Here is a 23,026-nt window from a genome sequence, read left to right as displayed (position 1 = left end):
GTCCAGTCTCGCCACGGTCAGCGGGCAAAGCAAGATCGCATCGGAACGGCTCGCGCTCGCACCGGTGTTGGATGCGGCGGTTCCGCCGGATCAAGGGACTTGCCAGCCATGGTCCGATCACAGCAGGCTTGCCTTTCATCACGGCCCGTACTCGTCGCTCCGGTAAAGCGCTTCGGGTCCGTCCGGCACCGCACGTCGTCCAGGAGGCGTTTCCCATGCAAGACCATCGGACTTTACGGCGGCACGGCCGTCGATCCGCTCCCTGTGCCCCGCCCTGCAGAACGGGTGCGTGGCCGGGTCCGACCGCTGCTTCCGGAGGACCGGCGTGACAAGCCCATGGTCCGAGGTATCGGAGCCCTCCGGTGCGACTCCCCGTTTCGCGCGCCGACGCTTGCTGATCGTGCTGGGCGCGGTGGCGCTGGTGGGCTCGATCGTCGTAGGCGGAATACGGGGGTACGCACACGAGGCGGCGAAGGACGCGGCGAAGAAGGCGGCGGAGCGAGCCGCTCAAGAGCTGGCGAAGCAACGCACGTCCCAGTGCGACACCGACAACCCGGCGCTGCACGGCATACCGGGCACGTGCACCGGAGTCACTGACGGCAGCGACGGACACGGCCTCTTCGGTGGAGGCCTCCAGCCGGCCCTCACCGCGATCGACGCCGAGAACCAGGCCGTGAAGAAGAGCGGCGACTACGTCACGGTGGCGCTGATGGCACCGCTGACCCAGGGCGACCACAGTCTGACCGGTGATCGCGCCGTGCATCAGGTCGAGGGGGCCTTCATCGCCCAGCACCGGGCGAACCAGGGCGGCACCTACCCCAAGATCCGGCTGGTCCTGGCCAACATGGGCAGCGACGAGACGAACTGGGCCACCGTCGTCGACCGGCTCACGAAGATGACCGGCGGAAGCGACCGGCTCGTTGCGGTGACCGGAATGGGCCTGAGCCAGAAGGAGTCGATCGATGCCGCACGGTCCCTTTCCGCGGCGTCCATCCCGATGGTCGGTGACCTCATCACCGCGGATGGTTTCGACACCACCGGCGGCATCGATGGCGGCGCCGAGATCAAGGGACTGGTGCGGGTCGCCCCCAACACCAGCGCACAACTGCAGACGATCGGCCAGGACCTCCGCAAGCGTCCCGAGCTGAAGACCGCAGCCCTTGTCAGCGCGCCGATGACACCCAATGGGACACCCGACTACTACACGAAGTCCCTCGAAGCGGCATTCCAGAGCGAAGCGACCGGACTTCTCCCCTACGTGAAGGCGGGGGGCATCTCGTTCGACTTCGAGGTCATGGACGGCGCCGCGAAGACCAGCCTGGACACCATCAGCAAGAACCTCTGCGGCAAGGTCACGCCCGACCTGGTGTTCTACGCCGGCCGGGCAACCTATCTGCCCATGTTCCTCGACAAGCTCCGCGAACGGCAGTGCCGCACCACCCCCATCACCGTGGTCACCGGCTCCGACGCGGCCACCCTGGACGGCAAGATGCCCGCCCTGAACGACCCCGACGCGCCCATTTCCGTCCTCTACGTGCCCCTCGCCGACCCCGCTCAGCTCGCTGACGCCACCAACCCCGACCACGGGCTCTTCCGGGCGTTCGCCGACGAGTTCGGCCGCGTACACGGCGGGCAGCAGTTCGACACGGGTCACCTGGCCAGCGGATGGGCAGTCATGGCGCACGATGCGGTCCTGACCGCAGGCCTGGCCGTCCGCCACGCCATCGACCCGCCCCGGACCCCGCCCGGTGTCCGCGCCGTGAGGGCCCAGCTGTACCTCTTCGACGTCACCAACGTCGTCGAAGGAGCCGGCGGAGTCTTCCGTATCGACCCGAAGACCGGCAACCGCAAGAGCACGCACGACCCCCAGGTGGTACGCCTGGGCGCCCCGCCGCACCCCTAGGTGACACGCGAACCCCGCTGAGGCGGGCGCCTGCCGTCTCAGCGGGGTTCGTGCGGGTGGGCCGTGGTCACACCTCACCGCGGCGCGTACGTCTCATTCACGATCGGCCCCTGCGGCCGTGATGACGGCGATGAGGACGAGCAGGCTGACGGCGAGCGTGGTGACCTCTTGCGCGTTCCAGCCCTGCTGCAGTGCGAGGACCACGATGGCGCTGACGACGTAGGGCCAAGTACGACGTGGAGGTGTGCCGGGAGCGGTCATGATGTATCTCCTCATCTCGGGATCGGGATGGGATACACCGTCTCGGGCGACAGGAATGTTCGCTTGGACTGTTGGGTGTTTACGCAGGTCAGGAGCGGAAAGACGGGGCAACTGGCACGTTGTCCCGTGGGACAGATGCATGTTCAGGGGGCGGGATGGCAGGAAGGCCGCAGGGCGATCCGCGGGGACGGACGGAGGAGGCCAACGCATTTGCGATGTGGCTGCGCGTGGTGACGGAGGGGCGGACGACACGGGACTTGGCGGAGGAGTTGACGAAGGCGGGTTTCCCCTATGGCAAGACGTCATGGAGTGAGTTCCTCGCCGGCAGCCGGCTGCCGACCCCGGAGCTGGTCGAGGCGGTGGTGAAGTGCCGCGTCACGAAGGATCCGGCCGGACAGTTCGAGGCGGGGCTGCAGTTGCTGGAGGCGGCCAGGCAGGCCGGGCAGGCCGGGCAGGCCCCATCGGAGACGTTTCGTCCGGTTGCTCCTGGGGCGGATGTGCGGCTCGGCCCGGTGGCGCAGGCGTACAAGGACCTGGCCGATGCGCAGCGCAGGACTGCCGAAGCATGGCAGAAGCTGCACGAGTCCGAGGCGCTGCGACAGGCGCTGGAGAAGGCAGTGTCCGCGCTGGAGGCCAAATGCACGAGCCTGGAGATCGAGCTGGCGCAAGCCCACGAGGGCCGTGCCGAGCTGGAGCGGGAACTGGAACAGCTGCGCAGTTTCCGGGCCCGCGCGGGTGGCCAGCTGGAACACGCTCGCCAGCTGGAGAAGAAGGCGTTCAGGATCCTCACGGCCACCGAGCAGCAGTTGATTCGTGAGGAGGCTGCGGTACGCGATCTCGTGGTCCGGCCGGAGGCGACCCTCGCCCTGACCGCCCGGGAGCGGAGCCTGCCTCGACTGGAGCAGATCGCGAAGTTCCTGGAAGAGGTCGAGCACACCCTGCAGGCACGTGGCTCCGATCTCGGGAGACTCGCGCAGGAGCTCGGCCTTCAGGTCCAGCCACCCCCTCCCCACCTCACGCCGGCGAGCTCGGCGCCTCCCTTTGTCCCGGGACAACGAGAGGAAGAGCGGGACAACGCCGTGAGCAGCGAGGACGATGCTCTCGGGAATCCGCGGACGGGTGAGGGGCCGGGACGAAGCGTGCCCCTCTACTACACCGCTCTCGGTCTGCCGGCCGTCGCCCTGCTCAGCGTGGTCACGGCCGGATTCATGGCGGGGATGCAAGCGGAACCCGGCCCCGCGGTGTGGAAGCTCGCGCTCTACGGGCTGGCGGGGTTCGGCGCGATTTCCTGCGTGGTGTACATGCTCGTGGTGGTTCCCGAGAAGCGGTACGGGGTCGCCAGCCGCTTCTGGACCAGCCTTTTCGGCTTCCTCGCCTTCTGCTCCTGCGTCATCGGCCTGGTCGTCCCGGCGATCTGGCCGTCGAGTCCCTGGGGGCACTTCCTCGCGGACTTCGCCGGGCTCGTGTGACACCAGAGGACCAGGCCGGGGCGGAGCGCCTCGTCACCCGACGGCGTGGCGCTCCCTCAGCCACACAAGGCTGCCGCCCGGGCCTTCGGCACTCCCATGCCGAGCGGGAAGCCGGACACGCCTGCCGGCGGACAGAACGTGGCGGGGCGCGCCCGGGCACGTGGCCTTACGGGCGGACCGTGAGGCCGTCCAGGGTGAGGTCGAGCAGGCGCTCTGCCTGCTGCCGGTGTTGAGCACCCGCCGAGGTGAGGGCGATGCCTTCGAGGGCGGCGGCGATGTCGGTGGGTCCGATGTCGGTACGGATCACCCCGGCGGCCGCGCACGCGTCCATGAGCGAGGTGATGGCGGCCTGGATCATTTCCCGGCTGTGACCGTAGGGGTTGCCGCCCGTCGCGGTGATGGCGCGCAGTGCGTCGATCATGCCGTACTTGGCGGTGACGTAGTCCAGGAAGAGGCGGGTCCATGCGCGCAGGGCTTCGCCAGGTGACTTCTGCGCGAGCAGAGCGGGGGCCGCGTCGCACAGGTGGGCCACCTCGTTGCGGTAGACCGCCTCGACCAGCGCCTCCCGGGTGGGGAAGTTGCGGTACAGGGTCGCGCTGCCCACGCCCGCCTCCTTGGCGATGCGCTCCATCTGCGCGTCCAGCCCCTGCGTCGTGAACACGCGCACGGCAGTGGCGAGGATCTTCTCCCTGTTGCGCCGTGCGTCAGCCCGCAACGGTCGGTGCGCTCCGTCGGCCATCAGTGCTCGCCATCCCTCTCAGGGGTCCTTCAGCGTTGCCAAACGGAGACGCCCCCGTTTAGCCTGAGATAAGTGGGGGCATCCCCGGTTTCCACTCTAGGCCAGCGCACTGGCCTGCGCACACTCCACGAGAGGAAGCCGATCGATCATGTCGGGTATCCAGGGCAAGGTCATTGCGATCACAGGTGCCAGCAGCGGCATCGGCGAGGCGACCGCGACCCACCTCGCCGAAAAGGGCGCCCGGCTCGTGCTCGGTGCCCGCAGGCAGGACCGGCTGAACGCGGTCGTGGACGGCATCACGGCCAAGGGCGGCACCGCCACCGGCGTCATCGTCGACGTCACGCGCCGCGAGGACCTCCGGCGCCTGACGGACACGGCCGTCGACCTGTTCGGCCGCCTCGACGTCCTCGTCTCCAATGCGGGCACGATGGCCGTCTCGCCGTTCGACGACCTGCGCCAGGACGACTGGGACGCCATGGTCTCCACCCACATCACCGGCCTGCTCAACGGCATCGGGGCGGCACTTCCCGTCTTCCGCCGGCAGCGCTCCGGCCAGTTCGTCAACGTCGGCTCCACCGCGGCCTACGTCGTCAAGCCTCCCCAGGCCGTCTACGCGGCCACCAAGACGGCGGTGAAGGTGCTCACCGAGGGCCTGCGTCAGGAATCGGGCCCCGACCTGCGCGTCACCCTCGTCTCGCCCGGCTTCACCAACACCGAGGGCGTAGGCAGGGGAGCCGGCCCCGAGGTCGCGGCCGCGATGATCCGGCAGCGCGACGAGATCGCCATACCGCCCTCCGCCATCGCCTCAGCCATCGGCTACGCGATCGAGCAGCCCGACGGCGTCGACATCAGCGAGATCGTCGTCCGGCCCACTGCGCAGGCCTGACGGCGTTGTGCTGTGCGGCTTCCTCTCCGTGGTTCCCCGGGGCCCCACCTCGGTGTGGTGCTCGTGGGCTTGCTGCTCATCCGCGACAAGGGCGTCAGCCCTGGTCGGCGCTGGTCAGGGCGTTGGTGATCAGGCGCGTGGCGTAGTCGTGGTCGCCGGTGAGGCGGTTGATGTGCTCCGCGAGCAGGAGGGCGGTGGCTTCCAGGGGGTTCATCTCGTCCTGGGTCCAGTCCCCGTACTGCTTGCGCCACAGGCTGGGGCTCAGGCCGGTTCCCGCCGCGATGACCATGCCGGCCATGGTGGGGATGAACTCGGGACGGACGCTGCGGGGCATCGAGCGCATCGTGGCCACGAGCTCGGGCACCACGTACTCGATGACGTCCTTGCCGTGGTCCTCGTACGCCTTCCGCAGCCACGTGACGAACATGAAGACCAGCGTGCACGCCCCGTCCAGCAGGTCGTGTACTCCGCCGGGGCCCAGGGAAGCGATGAACGGGTCCATCAGCAGCAGTTGTTCGGGGTCGGCCCCGGTCCTGCCGTCGTAGATGGCCTTGAGGCGGGAGTCGATCACCATGAGCGCCGCACTCACATCGCCGGCGGGCGCGTACTGGGGGTCGCAGGTGGATGACAGCGGATCCTCCTCGGGTGACCGCGGCAGACTGTGCGGCTTCCATCGGGGCTTCCATCGGGGCTTCCATCGGGACGGGGCCGGCAGCGATCCCGTGATCCGCGCGTCGCTCGCAGCAGCGGGTCGGCCGGGCGGCCGTCACTGATGCGGGATGCCGATGCCGGCTGCGCGCAGGTTCGTCCGGAGCCGTCAAGGTGCGCGACCGGGACCACCTGCCCGTCGTGGCCATCGCCCACGAGGTCCTGGCTCTCTGGGACCGGCCCCAGACCGTACACACGCTCCTCGGAGGAGACCTCGGCCCCGCGGCATGACCGGCGGGCCGGCACGAGGAGTGCAAATCCGCACTCTGCGGGGGCTGAGCGCCGTAGTGGGCCCGTCCGGCCGACCACAGCGCTCTTCTGCCCCGAGCGGGTACGCGTGGAGTCAGCCGCCGTCGACGTAGGCTCGGGCCGCGACCATCACGTCGCGCATCCTGCCGTCGGCGATGCACTGCGCCGGCGCCTCGTCCTCAAGCTGCGGGTTCATGCCGATCATCCACGCGCGAGCCGTGTAGAGGCTTTCGGCGTCCTGGATGAGCTGGAAGACCTGCAGGGCCGCGCGCAGGCGCTGCTCCGACTCGGGTCGGGGAGTGGTGTCGCCCGATGCCCACTTGCCGACCTGCTTGGGATCGCTGATGCTGGCGATCCGTGCGGTCAGGCGCTGCCCCAGGTTCTCCTGGAGGAAGCGGGCGATCTCGCTGATGTGCATGCGCACCGTGGCGACGTGGGCTCTTTCGGCGCTGGCAACGCTCTTGGCGACGGGGGGCGTGGTGGTGTCGGAAGGCATGGTCAGGTCTCCCTCGTTGCCCTGACTGCGCGCCCGTCCGGTGGCGGGTCGCGTGTTCAGGCGACGGGTGTCGGGGTGTGCCCGCAGGACCTGGCTGTCGCGTACTGCCGCGAGGGCAGACGGAAGGGACGCTCGGTCTCGGCGAGCTGCGAACGCTTCGTGGTGTGTTTGCGACCCGCCGGGAAGCGTGTACCAGCGCGGGTGAGGTGGGGCGTGCCGACTAGCGGTCGGCACTCAGCATCGATGTATTCCGGTCCGCAGGGATCCGGCACATGGATGACTGGGGTGACCTGAGGGTGCAGAGCCCGTGGCGGGCGGTGGTGCCGCGATGCGTGGCGCGAGCCCGACGAGTAAGAACGCACTGACGGTGCAACGGGTGTTGCCCATGAGATCCCCCACATGCTCCAAGTTGGTCGATGTACTGGTTAGGTTACCCATTATCACCTTCCAACTCCACCTCTTAGGCAGAATTCAGCGCGTTCTCGACGGTGCGTCAACTGACCGGTTTGAGACCGGACTTCCATCTTGACCTGTGCATATGTTGCTGAGGTGGGAGGGCGGCCGGCGGTGTGGGGGTGGCAGGGAACGAGTTGTTTCGCTCTTTTGGACGACAGTGATGCGGTGACTTTCAGGTTGGCTTCAGCACCCTTTTCAGGTGGGCAGGGCGAGGGGCTTCAGGGGGGTGGGGGAGGCGCACCGGTCACAGCATCGTCAGGTCGTACTCCTCGGCCACCCGCCGCAGCGCCTCCGACTCGGGGAAGATCAGGCTGGTCTCCTCCTGCTTGAGCTCCACGTCGTTGAAGACGGCCCAGCACTGGCGCATCCCGAAGCGGGAGCGGTAGGCGATGCCGTGGATGAGGCGCTCCTGCTCCGAGGGGCCGGTGCGCTGGGTGATGGCCCACGCCGAGATCAGCCGGGTGATCCGGCGGTTGAAGCCCTGGATGTGCTCCGTGGTGAGCCTGTCCACGCCCTGTTCCGCCAGCTCGTCCTTGAGTTCGCGGGAGAGCGTCTCCAGGGTCCGCTCGTCGTCCACGTCGAGGAAGCGGGCCTCCTTGGGAGGCTGCAGGCGGACCAGGATGTGACGCGTGGTCCAGTCGCGGGGGATCTTGCCGGGGATCATGTAGGACGGCTTCATCCATTCGTCCCCGATGACCTCCCGCATCTTGGGGTCCACACGGAAGGGTGCTAAGGCCTCTGCGAAGCACCCGTCGTGCTGGGAGGCGCAGTAGAGGGTGTCGTAGCTGACCAGACTCCAGCGGTTTCCGCCCATCCGGGACGCGTCCTCCTGGCTGATCTTTTCGTACGTGACCGGGTTCTTGGCCTTCCCCAGGCGCCAGACGCCGTGGTCGGGCGCGGGAATGAGGACTACGTCCGGCTGTGCGGTGCCCCGGCTCATGCGGCCGCTCTCCTTGCTCCGGCCGCCCTCCGCGAGGCGCGGGCCGGTGATGCTCGTGGCTCGTACGGCGGCCGGACCGGCGGGGCGGTCCGGCCGCCGGGGGAGCCGGTCTCGTGACGGTGTGGTGCTCATGAGGGTGCTCATGGGCGGATGGCGCGCGCCCTACGGCGTATTGATCCGTGGCACATGCCGAACGATCATTTTCATGCCCGGGTACGACCGACGCGACCGGGTTGCGGTGGCCATCGGGGGCGCACGAAGGAACGCAGGGGGCGCATGCGGGGTGATCAGGCTCCGCCCGCCCGGCACCGGGCGAGGTTGACCTCCACCGCGGCGGCTCCGGCGTCCCCGGCGAAGGAGAGCACGACGCGCCCGCCGACCGCCGACGGGTGAGCGGCGAGGCTGCGTACGGGGCTCCCCACCGCGAGCAGCAGCCGGCACTGCCCGGTGACGGCGTCCCAGATGCGGATGGTCCCGTCGGCCGCGCCGGAGGCGACGAAGCTGCCCTGGCCCTCCGCGTTCCACAGGGCCAGGGCGTGCACGGCCGCGGTGTGGCCGGTCAGCGGCTCACCCAGGGGGCGGCGCCCGCGCAGGTCCCACAGCCGCACCGTGCCCGTGTCGCCGCCGCTGGCCAGATGCGGCGGAAGGCCGCCCAGCGGGCCGGGGTTGATGGCGACGGCGTGCAGGAGCCCCTGGTCGCAGCGCAGGGGACCGCCCAGCGCACCACCGCGTTCCGCGTCCCACAGCCGTACGGTGCCGTCGGAGCTGGCGGAGGCGAACCAGTCCCCGCCCCCCTCGCACGAGGCGGCCGCCACCGCCAGGACCCGCAGGCCGTGACCGGTCCACTCGCGCAGCGGACCGGGGCGGTCCAGATCCCACAGCCGGACCGTCTCGTCGTCCCCGCCGCTCAGCAGCAGATGCCGGCCGTCCGCCGTGGCACAGCCGGCAAGGGCGCGGACGGGGAGGAAGTGCCCCTCCAGGACGTCCGGCAACGCCTGCCGGGTGCCCGCGTCCCACAGCCGGATGCCGTGGTCGTCACATCCGGCCGACACCAGTACGCGCCCCTCCCGCCGGCGCGCCCAGGCCAGCGCGGACGGCGGCCGGCCGGTGTCGATCCGGGCGACCGCGTCCCCCGTGCCGATGTCCCGCACGTCGATGTGCGGGTGTCCGCCGCCGAGCGCGAACCAGGACGGGCCGCGCAGGTCCCCCGGCTCCGGCAGGGCCAGCGCCCCGCCCGTCGGCGCCGGCTCGGCAGGCGTACGGGCGGTGGCGAGCGCGCGCTCCAGGACCTCCCGGTTCCACAGGCGCAGCGTGCCGTCGGTGGAGGCCGACGCCAGGATCCCGGAATCCGGGGAGGCGACGGGGCTGAGCGCGGTCACGGCGGCGGTGTGCCCGCCGAGCAGCGCCGGAGGCTCCTTCGCGGCGGTGTCCCATCGGGAGATGTCCCATACGGCGATGCGGCTGCCCGTCCCGGCCGCGAGGAGGTGGCGTTCGCCCAGGGCGAGGGCGGCCAGGCTGCTCACCGGCTCGCCGGCGCCGGTGAGGGTGGCGAGCGGTCCGCCGGTGCCCCAGACGGTGACACTCCCGTCCGCGTGGCCGGCCGCGACCGTCCCCGGCCGCGTGGTCGGAGCGAGTACGCGTACGTCGCCCGGGAACTCGAACCGCGCCACCTCCACCTCGGCCGCCGTGTCCCGGAACGCCAGGAAAGCGCCGTCGGCGATCGCCAGCAACGGCCGGCCGGGCGCCTCCTCCACCGCCGCCAGCGCGGTGGCCGCCGTACGCGGTGTGTCCCCCGGCAGGGTCAGCAGCTCCAGCGGGCCCATCCGCTCGTTCCACCAGACCACCACTCCGTCCCCGTTGACGCAGAGCACCGCGAGCTCGTGCCCGCTGTCGCGGTACGCGCACACGTCGGCGATCCAGATCCCGCCGGGCCGGTGGACCTGGTCGACGAGGCGGCCGGTCGCGGGGTCCCAGAGGCGGACGGTGCCGTCCGTACTGCCGGACACGAGCAGCGGCGACTGCGCGGGGCGCGGCGCGAGGAGCAGGTGGCGCACGGATCCCTCGTGGGCGCCGATCCGTTCGCGGACCGCCGTTCCCTCGACCGCGTCGATCAGTTCGATGCCGCCGTCGTCGTCGCCCGCCGCGAGGGCGGGGCGCCCGTCGGGTGCCGGCAGCGCCGTCAGGGAACGGACGGTGGCGTCGAGGGTGGCCAGGACGTTCACGGGCGGCGTCCACTGGGACCACAGCACCGCCAGCGGCCCCGCCGCCTCTTCGGGGGTACGCGGGCGCGGCAGGCCGGGATGGCGCAGCGCCGTGTACGCCAGGTGCAGGCTGGCCAGGCGCGAGGGGTGGTCCTCCCGGTCCGCCCGGTGCAGGTACGGCTCGACCGCGGCCCACGCCTCCAGCCAGAGCCGGCCCTCCTGCCCCCGGCCCGGGCCCAGCAGCCCGCGGATCGGGCTGCCGGTCAGCCACGGCAGTACGTCGGCCGGCACGTGCGCGTCGTCCAGGACCCCGCCCAGACGGGCGTGGCGCGCGAGGTACCGCCGTACGTACGGGTGCGGGGCGGTGCCGGCGGCGCTGCCGCCGGTGTGCGGCGCGGCCAGATCGGCGAGCGCCCGCGCGATGCGGGCGTGCACGGCGGCATCGTCGTCCCTGTACTTGTCCTCGTACGCGTCCCCCGGCGCGCCGGTCCCCGTAACCTCATCAGCCCCGCCAGCCCCATGATTCTTATCAGTCGTATCGGCAGGCTCATCCTGACCATCCGTCATTCCCATCCCCCCACCAGGTGCCGCGCCGCCCACAGGCCAGGCGCGCAGGACAGCGGCCAGCCGCTCGTGCGCCGGCCGGTACACCCGCTGATCCTCTTCCACGTCACGGGTGAGATACCCAGTCAGGCGGCCTTCCAGCAGCACCCGGATCTTGGCATCGGCATCCCGCAGGGCCTCCCCGTGGACGGCGGACGCGACAGCGGGCCACACCTCCCCCCAGGCGATGCCGCGCCCCTGCGCGAACGCCGTCGCGCGCAGCAGCGCCAGCGCCTCGTCCGCCCCCAGGCCGTCCTCCGCCGACCTCGCCAGATCGTCCTTCAGCAGTCCCGTCGTGCCCTCGCCCAGCCGCGCGAGCCAGCCGGCGTCGGCCTGCAGCCGCGGCCCCTCGGTGCGCAGCTGCTGCGCCGCCACGCGGGCGTCGAGGAAGGACCGCCCCACCGCCTCGGCCACCGTCCGCGAGACCTCGGCCAGGTCGTGTCCCGCCCAGTTGGCCTCCCCGTCCAGGAGGGCCCGTACGTACCCCTCGACGTCCTTGCCCATGTCCTCGTCGTCGGTACGCAGCACCGCCGCCCCGGGGAACGCATCCCGCAGCCGGCCCAGCAGTTCCCGGCCGCCGCCGCCGCCGCCGCCGCCGCCGCCGCCGCCGCCGCCGCCGCCGTCCGGGACGAGGCCCTCGGCGCCATCGCTGCTGCGGACGGCGACGACCAGCCGTACCCCGCGCCGTACGGGCGACGACGGCGCGGCGCCGGACAGGTGTCCGGCCAGCGGTACCAGGACCTGGTGCACCACCGCCGCCGGGTCGGTCGCCTCGTCCAGGGCGTCGACGACGACCGTCACCATGGGGCCGGGCGAGCCGAGGAACCTCCGCAGCCCGAACTGCCAGCGGCTCAGCTGGTCCCTGCCCGAGGGGTCCGCCGCGGCCCCCAGCTTCTTCGCGATGACCGTCAGCAGCCCCAGCGGCTCCCGGTTCTGCGCGGTGACCGCGATGGTCACCGCCCCCTCGTCCGGGACGGTGTCCGGCGGGCAGTGGCCGACGGCGGCCGCGAACAGGGCCGACGTCCTGAACGTCGCGTCGCTCAAGGTCACCGCACGGCCCAGGATCGCCGATTTCCCGCTCGCGGTGATGCCCGTGACGAGGAGGACCCCCGGCGCGCCCTCCAGGAAGGAGACCACCGAGGCGTTCAGGCGCCCCCGGCCCGAGAAGTACCAGCCGGTGTCGTCGGCGCCGGTGCGGCCACTGGCCTTCTCCAGCCAGTAGCCCAGGTCCTCCAGGGTCGCCGCCACCTCCCGCCGGCTCTCCTCCACCGCGGCCTGCTCCGGCCGGTGGCCCGGGTTCGGCAGCGCGGCGGTCGCCACGTGCAGCTTGCCGCCCATCAGCGGGCGGCAGTCGAGTGACAGGCTCCGGCCGAGCTCCGCGCCGACCGCCAGCGAGGCCTGGTACAGGGCCCGGCTGAACTCGTCCATCGTCAGGTACGGGCGGGTGATCCCGCCGGCCGTACGCAGCCACTCGTGGGCCCGGCGCAGAACGAGCGCGAACTCCCCGCCCATCACCCGCATCTTGGGCGCCGCGGTGGTCAGGACGTTCAGCGTGGCCCGCGTGGTGCGCGCGGTGTCCAGGCTCCGTGAGAGTTCCAGCAGCTCCCCTCCCACGTCGGCGGACTCGCACATGTTCACGATCACCAGGACGTCCCGGGCGTGCGAGTCGAGCGCGGCGATCGCGATCTCCGTCGTACGCAGCCCCGTCGCCAGGAGCCGATGGGTCTCGGTGTCCTGCAGGACCGCGAAGTGCTTGGCCGCGCCCGAGGTGAGGCCGTGGCCCGACACGTACAGCACCACGGGGACGTCCGCCTCCGCGTCCCGGATCCCCGACGTCTCCAGGAAGCGCTCCACGTCATGACGGCTGGTCACCGGCTGCGCGGGCGCCACCTTCACGAATCCGGGCCCGGCCGGAGGCGGCCGCTCCCACCACAGCGCCACCGCCTCCAGCTGCGCGCCGAGGGCCTGCCGCAGCGCCTCGGTCCCGTCCTCCATCGGCAGGACGTACAAGGTGCCGGCAGGCTGCGCCGCCACCACCGGCAGCGCAGCCTCCTCCACCGCATCGGCTAAGCCGATCTCGCCCCGCTGCCCGTCCACGGTCCCTATTCTTCACTGCCATGAACACGCAGCAGCCCCAGCACCGGCACGGCACAGACGACTTACCCGACTACGTCACCCAGGACGCGGTGGTCGTCGTACCGGGGATCATGGGCAGCACCCTCCGCGACACGAGCACCGGCAAGGACGTCTGGGGCCTCGGCGGCGTCTCCTGGCTGCTGAAGGCCTGGACCACGCCCTCCGGCCTGAAGTCCCTGGCCATGACCGAGGACGAGCTGGCGGGCAAGACCGGCCGCATCGAGGCGACCGGCCTCCTCAAGCACTCCGCCTGGACCCCGTACCTCGCCGGCAGCGAGCCGTACACCGACCTGGTCGACACGATCCGCACCAGCGTCGCAGACGACGCCGCGATCCTGGAGTTCGCCTACGACTGGCGCCTGCCCGTCGCCACCAACGGCCGTCTCCTGGCCGACGCCGCGCGCCTGCACCTGACCGACTGGCGCCGCCACCCCGCCCACGCCCGGGCCCGCCGCCACCGCCAGGACCAGCGGGAGGGACGGCTCGTCTTCGTCGCCCACTCCATGGGCGGGCTCGTCACCCGCGCGGCCCTCGACCCCGGCTACGACAGCGACCTCCAGGCCGACACCCGGGGCGTCATCACCCTCGGCACGCCCTTCCGGGGCTCGGTCAAGGCGGCCGTCATCCTCGCCACCGGCCGGGGTACCCCCGTACGGCTGCCGCACCGCAAACTCCGGGCCATCTGCGCCACGATGCCCGGCCTCCACGACCTGCTGCCGCAGTACCGGAGCCTGCGCGCGGGGGACGACGTACGCCACCTCGCACCGAGCGACGTCGCGGCCATCGGCGGCGACGCCGAACTGGCGCGCAACGCGGCCCGCTTCCACCACGGCCAGAAGAGCATCACCCTGCCCGGCCACCGCTCGGTCGTCGGCATCAACCAGCCCACCTGGCAGAACCTGACGATCACCGACGGCAAGGTCGAGGCACACCTGGACGGCGCCCGGCAGAACTCCGACGGGACCTTCATCCTCGACCGGCACGACCGCGTCCGGTACTTCCAGGTGTACGGCGACGGCACCGTCTACAAGGAGTCGGCGATCCTCACCGACATCATCACCCACCTGCCGCTCCAGCACGGCGACGTCGCCAAGGCGCAGACCGCCCTCGACGCCGTCACCGAGATCGTCCGCGACGACATCAACCCCGGCCCGCCCCAGGGCGAAGCCGGCTGCGGCCTGAGCGCCCCGGACCTGGTCCAGGCGGGCCGTCCCTGGAAGCTCCACCTCACCGACGTCGACACCCTCTCGGGCCTGACCTGCCGCCTCACGGACCTGGAGAACCCCACCCGCCCGACCCCGCTCACCCTGACCTGGGAGGACGGCGTGGCCACCGCAACGGCAACCGCCCCCGCCCCGGGCCTGTACCGCATCGACGTCCGCACCCCGGACGGCTGCGACATCACCCAACTGGCCATGGCCGCCGACCCGGACGAGCCCCTGGCGGAGGCGGAGGACTGACCCCGGCACCGCCTGGCCGACACCGCATACCGTCTGCTGCCGACCTGACGGCCCGGCGTCACTTCAAATGCCGGGCGAAGAAGCGGTCCCCGTCCTCCACCTCGAACCACGGGGCGCCGTCACGCAGCCGCCGGGGCCGCCTCCGTGCGGGTGGCGGCCCCGGCGGGACGGAGAGGCGAGGGATGCTACCTCACGAGCCAGGTCTGGGCGTCGTTGCCGGGATCGCAGTTCCACTGCATCAGCTGGCTGCCGGGGCCGCTGACCGTGTCAAGGCACATGGAGGTGCCCGAGTGGATGAACTGCTGGTAGACGATTCCGTTCACGATGCGGAAGCTCTGCACCCACTGCTCCGAGGCGGTCCCGTTGCAGTAGTACTCGTCGACTGTCTCGCCGGGGTTCGCCGTGCCGTCGTTGACTTCCATGCAGTAGCCGCCCGCCTGGTTCACGAGGTAGTACGTGGAGGCGGCCGGCGCGGCCACGAAGGCCCACTTCTGGGCGGCGGACAACGCGTTGCAGTCGGCGAGCCGGAGTCTCACGTTGAGGGCCCCGCGCGGCGCCTCCACGCATTGGTTGTAGGCAAGGTTCACGATCTGGTGGTAGCTGCCCGCGGCCGCGGTGGCCGTGATACGGGCGTCGACGTTCGCTCCGGGCTGCACCGCGTTGGCCTCGGTCGCGGTGGCGACCGTGCCCGACGCGATCAGCAGCGCACCCGAAACGGCTGCCAGGGCGGCGCGTGTCTTCTTCGTTTTCCTGGTCACTTGCCTCTGCTCCTTCGGTCGGGAAGACGCCCCATGCCGACGTGCCGGCATCCGCACACTGAATGGGTCGCCGCGAGTGCGTCGCATCACGGTGCCAAGCCGACCACGGACAAACGTTGGACAATCGTTGAATCGGACCGTCCGAGCCGGGTAATGAAGACGCGTTCGAGTTGCGGCCTCGTGGGGAGTGCGGTCGGGATGACGGTGGAATTCAGCGTGCTGGGCAGCGTTGAGGCCAGCATCGATGGCCGGTCTGTGGTGCTCGGGCATGCACGCCAGCGGGCCGTGCTGGCGGTACTACTGGTCGATGTCGGCAATCTGGTGACGACCGATCAGCTGACGGACCGGGTCTGGGGAAGCCGTCCTCCACGGCAGGCCGTCCCTACCCTGCGCAGTTATCTCTCCCGGCTGAGACAGGCCCTGGCCGCCACCGGCGAGGCAGTCATCGCCCGGCAGCCGGGCGGTTACGCTCTGACCACCGCCCGCTCCGTGACCGTGGACATGCACGCCTTCCGCCACCTTGCCGCACAGGCCCGTGCCGCCGGTGACGACACCCGCGCCGCGGCCCTGTTCGAACAGGCCCTGCGGCTGTGGCGCGCGGAACCCTTTGCCGCCCTGGACACGCCCTGGCTGAACGCCATGCGCGAGACGCTCGTCCAGGAACGCCGGGCGGCTCAACTCGATTGGAGCGACGTGCGATTACGCCTGGGCGAGCACGTCGCCCTGTTGCCCGAACTGTCAGCACGCGCCGCAGCGCACCCCCTGGACGAACATCTGGCAGGGCAGCTGATGCTCGCACTGCACCGCTGCGGCCGCTCCGCCGAAGCCCTGGACCACTACCGGCGCACCCGCAGCCGGCTGGCCCGGGAGCTGGGAATCGACCCAGGGCGGCACCTGCAGGACATCCAGGCCGCCGTACTGCAACAGGACGCCGTCCCCGCCCCTGTCCAGTCCACGCAGCCGCAAGACCCGGCACAGCTGAGTACGATCCCTGCGCAGCTGCCGCTGTCCGTCGCGGCCTTCGCCGGCCGCAAGAGCGAACTCGCCCAGCTCGACGGCCTCCTGCCCCGCACGGCCGAGGCCCCCTCCGCGCGGCCTGCCGCAGTGGTGATCTCGGCGGTGTCCGGCACCGCCGGGGTGGGCAAGACCGCACTGGCCGTGCACTGGGCCCACCGCGTACGGGACGCTTTCCCCGACGGGCAGCTGTATGCGAACCTGCGCGGATTCGACCCAGGGGGTTCCGTGGTGGACCCGGCCGAGGCGGTCCGGGGGTTCCTGGACGCCCTGGGGGTGCCCCCGGCCCGCGTCCCGAACGGCCTGGAAGCACAAGCAGGCCTGTACCGCAGTCTGCTGGCCGGCCGACGGGTACTCGTGGTGCTGGACAACGCCCGCGACGCCGAACACGTCCGCCCGCTCCTGCCCGGCGCGCCCGGCTCTCTGGTCCTCGTCACCAGCCGCAACCGCCTCACCGGCCTGGCCGCGACCGAAGGCTCCCATCTGCTGACCGTGGACCTCCTCACCCCCGCACAGGCCAGGGGCCTGCTGACCAGCCGCCTCGGCGCCCACCGGACCGCAGCCGAACCCGCCGCCGTCGACGAGATCGTCACCCGGTGCACCGGGCTGCCGCTGGCCCTGGCGATAACGGCCGCCCGCGCCGCCGCCCAGCCCCATCTCCCGCTCACCGCCCTCGCCCACGAACTGCGTGAAGCCGGCAGCCGCCTGGACGCCCTGGACGGCGGGGACCCGGCCAGCCAGGTACGGGCCGTGTTCTCCACGTCGTACCGGGCGCTGAGCGCCGACGCCGCCCGGCTCTTCCGGCTCCTCGGACTCCACCCCGGACCCCACACCACCCTGCCCGCAGCCGCCTCCCTGGCCGGTCTGTCACGTGCCCGCACCGGCGCCCTGCTGACCGAACTGACCCGCGGCAACCTCCTCACCGAACACACCCCGGGCCGATACGCCTTCCACGACCTGCTGCGTACCTACGCCACCGAACTGGTCACCACACACGACAGCCACGGCACCCGGCGATCGGCCGTGCACCGCATGCTCGACCACTACCTGCACACCGCCCACGCCGCCGACGCGCTCCTGGCCCGCAGAAGGGACCCGATCAGCGTGGCCCCCGCCCAACCGGGAACCGCTGCCGAGGAACTCCTGGAACGCCGCGAGGTGCTGGCCTGGTTCAGCGCCGAGCACCCCGTCGTCCTCGCCGCCATCGAGCAGGCTCCGGCCGGCTTCGAGACCCACACCTGGCAGCTCGCAACGGTCACTGCCACCTTCCTCAAGCGGCAGGGACGCTGGCCCGCGCTGGCCGCCGCTCACACGGCCGCCCTGAGCGCAGCACTGCGCCGGAACGACAAGACCGGAGAGGCCAACGCCCACCGCGGCCTCGCACTCGCCCGGACACATCTGAACCGCCCCGACGACGCCCGCGCCCACTACGCACTCGCGTTGGACCTGTTCAGGGAACTCGACGACCACGCGGGCCAGGCACGCATCCACAAACACCTCGGCAGGATGTCCGCGGACCGGGGCGAGCACCGCAAGGCACTCGGCCACGCCCGCCAGGCCCTCGCTCACTACAGAGCCGCACACAACCGGCTCGGACAAGCCGGCGCTCTCGACCACATCGGCCGGAACCTCGTCAGACTCGGCGACGGCCGGTCGACGGCACTTTCCTACAGCCTGCAGGCCCTCGCACTCGTCGAGGAAATCCGGGACCTCAACGGCCAGGCCAGGACCTGGAGAAGTCTCGGCTACATCCATCATCACCTCGGCCGGTACGAGCACGCCATCGACTGCTACCGGCACGCTGTCGACCTCGTCCGCAAGACCGACGACCGCTTCCACGAAGCCACCAGCCTCGCCGACCTCGGCGACACCCATCACGCCGCAGCCCACCCCGACGCCGCTCACCACGCTTGGACCCAGGCCCTGGCCATCACGGACGACATCGGACTTCCGGACACAGCCCCGCTGCGAGCCAAACTCCTGCAGAACTCACGTCCGAGGCGGGGGCCGCGTCGGCAGGCGCCACACCAAGATCATCTCACTCGTGAACAGCAATAACGGGACAACCCTCAGGGCGTCCGAACCGTCGGTGAGGGAGGCGTGGGAGACACGGGACCGGGCACGTGGGGGCTCAGTTGTTCGGGCGTTCCGATGACCAGGGGGAGCACGGCAGGTGAGGGGACCACCGAGTCGTGCGTCGCGGGCAGCAGGGCATCGCGGAAGGCCTTCGCCGACTGCGGGTTCTGCGCGCACTGCCATACGCCGTGCGGACAGTAGTCAGTGATGGTGTGGTAAAGGGGCTTCTGCTGCTCGATCCACTCAAGCATGCGACGTACATACTCGGGATTGTCCCCTTGCTGGAACAGTCCCCACTCCGGGTACGAGATCGGCTTTCCGTGCGCCTTCGCGAAGTCGACCTGTTGCTGGAGCCCGTACGGCTGGGTGACTTGCTCGTCGAAGGTGCGGCCGGGCTCCTGGTCGTACGAATCCATTCCGATGACATCGACCACGTCGTCACCCGGGTAGCACTCGGTCCAGCCGATCGCGTCCGTACCCCGGCTCGGGGCGAAATCGAACCTGAACTTCTGTCCGGGCACGGACCGCATGGTATTGACGATGCGCTTCCAGTAGGCCTTCCAGTTCTCCGGGTCGGGACCGCAGCGGTGGGTGTAGGTGACCCCGTTCATCTCCCAACCGAGCACGAGGATGGTGTCCGGCACGCCCAGTTCCACCAGCCGTTCGGCAAGCTTCTTGAAGTGCCCGTCGTACTGGCCCTGCGCACCCGCTTTGAGCAGCAGGGCGACTTGGCCGTCGGACACCCGGTCCTCGTTGTGCTCCTGCATGGGAACGTTGAGGACGAACATCCGGTTCTCGTCGCCCTGGCGCCACTGCGCCCAGTCCTTGAGGAAGCTCACGTTCCCCTCGATCCCGGCCCACTGGTCGCCGGGCAGGTAGGTGTGCCCCACCCGAATCTCCTTGCCGCCCAGCCAGCGCGACAGGTTCGGGATCTGGGCCACTCCGAGCGGCCCGTAGTCGAGATAGGCGCCCATGGCGACGTCGGAGCCCTCGGGCTCTTCCTGCCCGGGCACCGTGAGTGCAGCGCCGACGGCGAGCAGTCCGGCCGTGACCGTACCGATGCAGGTGATCGCCAATCGGCGACGTCGTCTGGACATGGCGTCTCCCGATCTTTGCCGAACCGGTTTGCTTATTAAAGATGTTAGGCATCACATCCGATGAATGGCCTGTCCGGTGACTGCCGCATGTAAGCCATTCGTAGATGCCCACCATCCCCCCGCTTGGTGTGGACGTGCCGGCTTTCCGCTGGTCAGGGTTGCTTTTCGTGTGGTGGACCGATGGTTCTGCCGGTGGCGCGGGTTCTCCAGGTGCTGCCTTGCTGTCTTTGGCTCGTCAGGGTGAATCTTTGCGAAGTCTGCGGTGGGGCTGGTGCGGTGGCAGGTGGCCTGGCAAGGGCCTTCGGCGTGATCTCGTAGAAGCCGGACGGGTGAAAGTTGCCGGAACGGAAGAAAGCCCTCGGCGGCGTCTGCGGAGACCGACAGGAAGCCGATGCCGTCGAAGATGATCAGGCCGGACCGGATCAGGCGGGTCATCGCCTGGCCGGATTGCTTCGGCAGTCTTCGGCTGCATCTTTCCAGTGCCTGTGTTGGCCGCTTCGACCGGCCACGGTGCCGCCCCGGGTCCACGAGCGGAGAAGGCGGCTCTTGTTGACCTCGTCGGTGAAGACCGGCAGGCGCCCTCGGGCTCGGCGAAGTCCTCTTAGTGGGACGGAGATTGACGGCGCTGGCTGGGACACAAGTACGGATCCTCCGGCCATAGTGGTATCCGAGGGTGCCGGTGAGCCCAGCGCCACGATTTTCGCGTGGATCCGGTCGGCCCCGATCCGGCCGCCGGACCGCTCGATCAGTTCCTGGATCTCGCGCGGAATTCGAATACCGCTTCACGGTGTGATGGCCGACGTCGGCTGACTCGACGGCCGCTCAGTAACCGCCCCTGAGGAAATATGTTTCAGGAATCCCCGTGATCTCCACTTCGGTCTTCGCGCCGGCCAGGAGAACAGGCAGCCAGATCCTGTTATTACTGGCTCTTATGCATCAGGCGAGCCGGACGATTCATGCTGGCGTTCGATCCGCACGGCCCGCACGGGTAGTGCGCGGCCGCGCGTGAGCACTGTGGAGCGCCCCCGGTGCGCGGCATCGGCTGACCTCCGATTATGTGCTTGCAGCGGAAGGCGCCTGCCGCGGAACCCGATCGTGCTCCATATCCCGTGCCTGGAGCCGACAAGAAGACTGCTGTGCGGACGGGGTGCGGATCACGGGTCCGATGCGTCCCGGAGAGCGTGGAACAGATAAATTATCTGGTTGGCACGCATTGCTTCACCATCGTCACCTGGATGGAGCATACCCTCCCCAGCTCCTGAAGCGTTGAGTGGACTATGACGCACTCGGCAATTTTGTTGCAGAACGCAGAAAGCGGCGAATGCAACGGTCGCACTTGGGCCGCAACAGCAGGGAAATGGAGATACAAGCCAACAGGCTGGGACTCGGGCAAGAGTGCGACGCTTCAACATGAGGGGCAGGAGGTCCAGCTGCAGTATTCCTCCTCGGCCTTCGAGGACTTCCTGGACGCGATGAGCAGGATCCGGAACGAGTGCAACCGACGGTCGCAGTGCGTCGCACCGCTCAAGGCATCGGCCGGCGAGCGCTCCGGGCAGATGTCCCGTGTATGAGCAGTACGGTTGCCATCCGCTGCCGGATCCCCTCGCGTTCTGGCCGGGGCCGGACCACGAGAACCATGCTGCCCACGGGCAGCCGCTCCTCGGGCTGGGCGAGGTGAACGGCCCGGCAGAGGAACTGGCCCATCTCTTTCAGGAGGCCATGGGGCCGAGTCAGACAGAGCTGGTCGACCGAGTCGGTTTCGAGGAAACCGGTGACACGGACAGCATCGTCGGCCTTGCCACCGGGCTGTCCCAGGGAGCCAGCCCACGGCCGCGAACAGCGTCCCCCAACGGGCACCGTCGGATCCCGGCGAGGACGTCGGTGGTGAATCTCCTCCGAACCGGCAGCTTCTTCACCGCCGTGCTGGTCGCCCTCATCGGTGCCCTGGTGAGCATTTTCAGCGGTCTGGCCATCTGCGGGGCCCTGCGCCACAGCGCCGGACCGCACACCGCGCACGACGTGGCCAGTTGGTGGCCCCTGTTGATCTACGGGCCCTGGATGGTCGCCTCCCTGTCCATCCTCCGGGCCGCCCTGCACCAACGCCGGGCCGTTCATTCCTGGTCCGTCGTCCTGTTGTTCTCCACACTTGCCACGTTTCTCTGCGTGGCTCAGGCACCCAGAACGTTCGCTGCGCAGGCGGCGGCCACCCTTCCTCCCATTGCCGCGCTGGCCTGCTTCCAGCAACTCGTCCGCCAGATCACACTCACACGACCGCCTCGCCAACCCGCCCCACGACACCGCAACCGCAGATTCGCCTCGTTCCGGCCATCGGCCACAGCGGGCAGCCTGGGCGCTGCTCTCCCCGACTACTCGATGACGGACCAAAGGGACACTGCCCCGGCCTCCCCCGCCTACAGATTCCGCTACGGATCATGAATGTCGTGCAATTGGGGCGGCCAGGCTCGCCAGATCAGCCTGCCGTCCCCGTAACAGTCCTGCGGCGGATCGATGTGCACCCCGAGAAGGGCGGCGGCGAAGGAATCCGCAGCAACGGTCCAGCTGAGGGCGCCGTCGCCGGAACTCGGCGCCATGCGAGGGCATCACTGACTTCCCGGACACCTGGGTCCTTCCCGGATTACAAGGGGCGTGATCACTTGTATCTCAGGAACGAAGATCGAAACCGATAGGTCACGGGCGCTGCGCGGTCTCAGCCCTACGGGTCTCCCGCGCTCACCAGCCGCGACAGGGCATCGGTGATCGCACCCCGGTCGACCGGTCCCCGACCGACCGGTCCGCGATGCGCTTCATCTGTCGTTCTCGGGCGGCGTCCTGGGTCTCACAGATGTTGAGCCTTGACCTGCATGCTTGCCTGGCCACCCCGGACGTCTCCTACGCAGCCGGCGTGACAGTCGAACGATCACACGCCCAGGCAGGGTTGGCAGGGCGGAATCGGCGCGAGACCTCGTGGCAACGACGTGCTCCGGAAGCCCAGATCGATGTCCTGCTGGAGGTTCACCCTCCAATGCGGTGCGTACGAGGTCCCGGCCCCGCCTGTTGAGGGAGGGTTCGTCTGCGCAAGGACCGGCACAAGTACCGGCCACCGTCGGCCAACAGCCAACTCGCCCGGGCTGTCGCGGTGTTCGCCCAGGTCATGCAGGATGCGGTCTATGAGGACGCTGTACGTACCGCGACGGAGACGGGCAAGTCGATCACCCCTGTGCCGAAGGAACTCGGCGCTGACGACACGGCATTGGTTGCGGGCCCGCCGGTCGGGCGGGGGTGACGCGTTCGCGGAGAGTGAGCGGCAGGAGCCGGCCCGGCCGCGGCGGCGGAACGCGGAGCCGGCCAAGGAGAGCACACAGTTGTCGATGGAATGTGACGTCCTCGAACGCTGCGTGGTCCTCTGGGCGAAGTAGCTGCGGCGGCCGCGGCGTCGGTGGCCGCGGGTCATCGGCGATCGGAGGCCCGAGTACGGCATCCCGCACACGGTCAGCGGGACGGGGCGGTGTCCGACCCGGCCGGGGACGAGGCCGACCGCCGCGGACTTCGTACGCCGCGGCTTCAACGCCGAGGA

At 70.1% G+C, this 23,026-nt stretch carries 14 protein-coding genes; 6 read left to right on the top strand and 8 right to left on the bottom strand.

Annotated features, from left to right (window positions below; translation table 11 throughout):
* Positions 1-400: 400 nt before the first annotated feature.
* Entirely contained in the window at positions 401-1,903 is a 1,503-nt protein-coding gene (locus ABTY04_RS28880) for a type 1 periplasmic-binding domain-containing protein (protein ID WP_352216333.1), read from the top strand.
* A 93-nt stretch (positions 1,904-1,996) separates the two neighbouring features.
* On the opposite strand, the gene ABTY04_RS28875 is transcribed toward ABTY04_RS28880, so the two are convergent.
* Entirely contained in the window at positions 1,997-2,164 is a 168-nt protein-coding gene (locus ABTY04_RS28875) for a hypothetical protein (RefSeq protein WP_352216332.1), read from the bottom strand.
* Between the two features lie 155 nt (positions 2,165-2,319).
* Between ABTY04_RS28875 and ABTY04_RS28870 the strand changes: the two genes are divergently transcribed.
* Positions 2,320-3,633, top strand: coding sequence for an MFS transporter (locus tag ABTY04_RS28870; RefSeq protein WP_352216331.1), 1,314 nt, complete (start codon positions 2,320-2,322; stop codon positions 3,631-3,633).
* Positions 3,634-3,799: 166 nt separating this feature from the next.
* Here the strand turns inward: ABTY04_RS28870 and ABTY04_RS28865 are convergent, their stop codons facing one another.
* Positions 3,800-4,372 carry a TetR/AcrR family transcriptional regulator gene (locus ABTY04_RS28865; RefSeq protein ID WP_352216330.1) on the bottom strand — a complete coding sequence of 191 codons (573 nt, stop codon included), beginning with the start codon at positions 4,370-4,372 and terminating at the stop codon, positions 3,800-3,802.
* A gap of 148 nt (positions 4,373-4,520) precedes the next feature.
* Here ABTY04_RS28865 and ABTY04_RS28860 point away from each other — a divergent pair, with 148 nt between their 5' ends.
* The gene (locus ABTY04_RS28860) at positions 4,521-5,258 is read left to right on the top strand and encodes an SDR family oxidoreductase (protein ID WP_352216329.1); all 738 of its coding nucleotides are present in this window, start codon (positions 4,521-4,523) and stop codon (positions 5,256-5,258) included.
* Between the two features lie 94 nt (positions 5,259-5,352).
* Here the strand turns inward: ABTY04_RS28860 and ABTY04_RS28855 are convergent, their stop codons facing one another.
* The 4 genes from ABTY04_RS28855 to ABTY04_RS28840 all read right to left on the bottom strand — a co-directional run bounded on the left by ABTY04_RS28855 (position 5,353) and on the right by ABTY04_RS28840 (position 13,008).
* Complete coding sequence (locus tag ABTY04_RS28855; RefSeq protein ID WP_352216358.1) at positions 5,353-5,889, bottom strand: hypothetical protein; 537 nt, start codon at positions 5,887-5,889, stop codon at positions 5,353-5,355.
* A 420-nt stretch (positions 5,890-6,309) separates the two neighbouring features.
* Complete coding sequence (locus ABTY04_RS28850) at positions 6,310-6,711, bottom strand: XRE family transcriptional regulator (protein ID WP_352216328.1); 402 nt, start codon at positions 6,709-6,711, stop codon at positions 6,310-6,312.
* Between the two features lie 700 nt (positions 6,712-7,411).
* Positions 7,412-8,239, bottom strand: a complete 828-nt coding sequence (locus ABTY04_RS28845; protein ID WP_352216327.1) for an RES domain-containing protein — start codon at positions 8,237-8,239, stop codon at positions 7,412-7,414.
* A gap of 155 nt (positions 8,240-8,394) precedes the next feature.
* Entirely contained in the window at positions 8,395-13,008 is a 4,614-nt protein-coding gene (locus ABTY04_RS28840; RefSeq protein ID WP_352216326.1) for a WD40 repeat domain-containing protein, read from the bottom strand.
* 20 nt (positions 13,009-13,028) lie between these two features.
* Here ABTY04_RS28840 and ABTY04_RS28835 point away from each other — a divergent pair, with 20 nt between their 5' ends.
* A complete protein-coding gene (locus tag ABTY04_RS28835) occupies positions 13,029-14,507 on the top strand; it encodes an esterase/lipase family protein (protein ID WP_352216325.1) in 1,479 nt (492 codons plus the stop codon).
* A gap of 185 nt (positions 14,508-14,692) precedes the next feature.
* Here the strand turns inward: ABTY04_RS28835 and ABTY04_RS28830 are convergent, their stop codons facing one another.
* A complete protein-coding gene (locus ABTY04_RS28830) occupies positions 14,693-15,265 on the bottom strand; it encodes an RICIN domain-containing protein (RefSeq protein WP_352216324.1) in 573 nt (190 codons plus the stop codon).
* A gap of 198 nt (positions 15,266-15,463) precedes the next feature.
* Between ABTY04_RS28830 and ABTY04_RS28825 the strand changes: the two genes are divergently transcribed.
* On the top strand, positions 15,464-18,337 hold the full coding sequence (locus ABTY04_RS28825) for an AfsR/SARP family transcriptional regulator (RefSeq protein ID WP_352216323.1): 2,874 nt from the start codon (positions 15,464-15,466) through the stop codon (positions 18,335-18,337).
* Positions 18,338-18,348: 11 nt separating this feature from the next.
* Here ABTY04_RS28825 and ABTY04_RS28820 read toward each other — a convergent pair whose 3' ends face one another.
* A complete protein-coding gene (locus ABTY04_RS28820) occupies positions 18,349-19,452 on the bottom strand; it encodes a glycoside hydrolase family 26 protein (protein ID WP_352216322.1) in 1,104 nt (367 codons plus the stop codon).
* A 1,563-nt stretch (positions 19,453-21,015) separates the two neighbouring features.
* On the opposite strand from ABTY04_RS28820, the gene ABTY04_RS28815 reads away from it, so the two are divergent.
* Positions 21,016-21,888, top strand: coding sequence for a DUF2637 domain-containing protein (locus tag ABTY04_RS28815; protein WP_352216321.1), 873 nt, complete (start codon positions 21,016-21,018; stop codon positions 21,886-21,888).
* Positions 21,889-23,026 lie beyond the last annotated feature (1,138 nt).

This window comes from Streptomyces sp. NPDC097981 (genome assembly GCF_040302565.1).
Taxonomy (GTDB): Bacteria; Actinomycetota; Actinomycetes; order Streptomycetales; family Streptomycetaceae; genus Streptomyces.
The sequence above is the reverse complement of the archived record's forward strand: the minus strand, read 5'-3'. Positions and strand labels throughout refer to the sequence as shown.